A 2,909-nucleotide genomic window follows, 5' to 3' on the forward strand; every position below is an offset into this window, starting at 1 on the left:
GCATTTATCGCCATGATCCTGAGTGTCAGTCCTGGATCTCGACCCGGCATCGACAGCATTTAACCTAGTGAGAGCCGACTCGTGGGGTAACTAAAGTTCACGTTCTAGAGGCACCGCGCATAGGGTAGGCCGCGTTTTTCCTAAGCCGCGTCCTTCCTAAGGGTTACAAACCGTTAATGTTTATCAGGGTAATCACGTGTCGCTTAGGAGCGGACGGTTTGCATCCATCGGACGATATCGTCGATTACTGTTGCTTCAATTCCGTAATAACCATGTGGCGTTAGCGACCCGCAGTTGTCCTTGGAGCGCCGCACACGGCCGTTCACAACGAGCACGGTTGCATGGGTGCCGTGCATTGACTGAGCGATGTCGTGCGCCATGTTCGGCGGCGCGACCTTGCATTCGTCGTCCTGATTGGCGACGACAAGCGAAGGAATCCTGACGCGTTCGGGGTGGGCGTCGAACACTGTTTCGTGCGAGCCGCCGCGAACCGATACGGATTCGGTGAGCACCACCCCCGCTAGCGCGGGCCCTTCGGTTGACGCAGCGTTCATGGCCGCAATCGATCCCTGGCTGGTGCCCATGACCCACACGGGCGCGCTGCCAAGTTGGCGCGCGAAGTCGATGACCTTCGCGGCAGTCGCCGCATAAGCGGGTGTGCTGCGAAGACCGCGCATCGAATGATCATCGATAGAGTCGACGATGATCACCGCATAGCCTTTCGCGCGCCAAAGGTCACGGGTGCGGACGAGGAAATTGTCGCCGTGTTCGATTTCGCCGTCATTTTGTATTCCGATCGTTCCCGCGCCACCCGGAAACATCACGATGACCCCGCGCGTGGAGCCGGCCGAGGGAACGTAAAGCACGCGTTGAACGCCCCCGTTATCGAGCGGCAGATCGCGCACGGACGCTTGCGATGAGTCGGCGACGCTGAGCGGGGCGCTAGCGTCTTGACCAAAGCCGCGATCACCGGCAGCAATTGCGGGTTGAATCGTGCACGCCAGTATGGCGAGTACGCAATACCGCGCGCGGGTTCGGTTGAGTCGGGATGACGAGAACGAGAGAAGACCGGCGATTGGCAGCATTGGAGGGATTGAGGGATTGGATTGGAGTGGCGGCGCAGATGAACGCTCGGGGTCGCTAGTCGTCGTTCCGGCGCTATTGGGCCGATTATCCGTCGCGGCTTAGCGTACAGGATGGCCTTTTGCGTCGTTCTCGCAATCAGAATGCACGCCAAGGCGCCGCGCGATGGTGGGCGCCGCGCTCAGGTGCGCGCGCATTGCCGTTAGCGAGAGGAGATTGTCAGCGGTATTAGATACGCAATTGATGCAGGGTGTGGAGCGGGAATCCGGTCTTTTGCCGAAAGCAAGCTTAGCGGTTGATCGTCGAGCAGTGGCGAAGGGTCCGGTTACCGCTTGATCCTCAAGTACATGCGGCTGATGGCCGGTCTCGAATGCACCCAAAGTCGCGAAGCGAGCCAGGAGGCTGGCCGGTCGCGGACTTCAAGTCGCGTAATCGAGCGCTCGCCGTCGCCGCTGCCGTCGCGGCGCCCACGAAGATTCGAGCCGGTCTCGCACGTATAGAAATGCCGGAAACCGGCCTCGCGCGCGATGCGCCGGTAGTCATCGTCGAAATAACCTTGCGGCCAGCACAGGTGGTCCGACACCTCGCCGAGATGGGAGGCAAGTGTTGCTCGGGCATCGAATAGATCTCGCTTGAGGCCCGCGCATTTCTCTTCGCGGTTGCGCGCGATCTTGTCCCATCTTACGTGGCCATGCGTGTGGCTATGGAATTCAAACGTGCCGGCCTGGCGCATTTCCTTGATCTCGGACCATCGGAGGATTGCGCGATCGGCTTGTCCATTCTCTATGGCGCGTTCGCCGTCTGCATGACTCAAAAGTGGGGGAATCGGACCGGCTGAGCGAGCGTTGGGCCGAGCTTCGCCGTCGCCTATCCACCGCGTGACCAGGAAGCACAACGCGGTGAATCCGTGCGCGTGCAGAACGGGATGAGCATGTACCCAATTGTCTAGATAGCCGTCGTCGAACGTCAGCACCACTGACTTCTCCGGCAGGGGTTTTCCTGCCAGATAGGCGGCGAGTTGTGCGCCGCTGACGGTCCGGTAACCTGCGCGGGCGAGGTATGCCATCTGCGCGGCAAAGTGATCGGGGGACACGGTGATCATGCCTGGCGACGTGCTGATGTGGTGATACATCAGGACGGGCACTGCTCGTGCGATCTTCGTCATGCGTTCGTAACCGCTGTCGCGGTCGGGTTGGTATGGCTTAATGTCGACGACTAACTTTCAATTGAGTGCGCGAGTATTTACATAGCGGAAGGGTTTGTAAAGAGCCGTGCGCTCTTTAGATCTTGCTTTAACAATTGGTAAAGGTTCGGAGGGGCGGTGGGGGGTGCTGCTCGCGGCGAGTGTGGGGTTAGCATTGAGTCCTTCTGCTAGCGTGGTCGTTCTGCATAAGTAGTATTTTCTTGCTGATTACTGTTAGCCCCTATCCGGGGCGGGACTTCATTTCTTTGCAAACGCGAAAAGAAACGAAGCAAAGAAACGCGTTCAAACCGCGAATACCTAAGGGTCGTCGTCATACATTTCAGGCTTTTTGGCACGAACTTAGTGAGGTCCCAAACATTTAACGCGCAGTCGAACACCCGCCTCAAGTCCAAAGGGCGCGCACACGCTTCGCCCCCAGCGCCGTAAAAGACAACGTTTGCGTGCCCCTTTGGACCAAGTATCCGCGCGCTAACGCAGGCGAACTAACTTTCGATAGACGTGAGGGAGTCGGGCAGTGCGGAAATCATGTTGCTAGGGCCCTGGAGGCGAAGCGTGTGCACGCGATATGAGCTTGGGGAGGGTGTTCGACTGCGGATTGATGCGTGAGGGCGGTACTACGTTC

The 2,909-nt window shown here is 58.8% G+C and carries 2 protein-coding genes; both read right to left on the reverse strand.

The genetic code is table 11. The annotated features are described in order from the left end of the window. Window positions 1-203: 203 nt before the first annotated feature. Window positions 204-905 carry an alpha/beta hydrolase gene (locus WCA53_RS27980; RefSeq protein ID WP_423918558.1) on the reverse strand — a complete coding sequence of 234 codons (702 nt, stop codon included), beginning with the start codon at window positions 903-905 and terminating at the stop codon, window positions 204-206. Window positions 906-1,408: 503 nt separating this feature from the next. After that, window positions 1,409-2,248 carry a polysaccharide deacetylase family protein gene (locus WCA53_RS27985; RefSeq protein WP_423918561.1) on the reverse strand — a complete coding sequence of 280 codons (840 nt, stop codon included), beginning with the start codon at window positions 2,246-2,248 and terminating at the stop codon, window positions 1,409-1,411. Between the last annotated feature and the right edge of the window lie 661 nt (window positions 2,249-2,909).

The sequence above is a fragment of the Caballeronia sp. genome (assembly GCF_049581465.1).
GTDB lineage: Bacteria > Pseudomonadota > Gammaproteobacteria > Burkholderiales > Burkholderiaceae > Caballeronia.

Excerpts from the sequence above, each read along its gene's own strand:
- WCA53_RS27985 (WP_423918561.1), bottom strand. The coding sequence starts at position 2,248 with ATGACGAAGATCGCACGAGCAGTGCCCGTCCTGATGTATCACCACATC.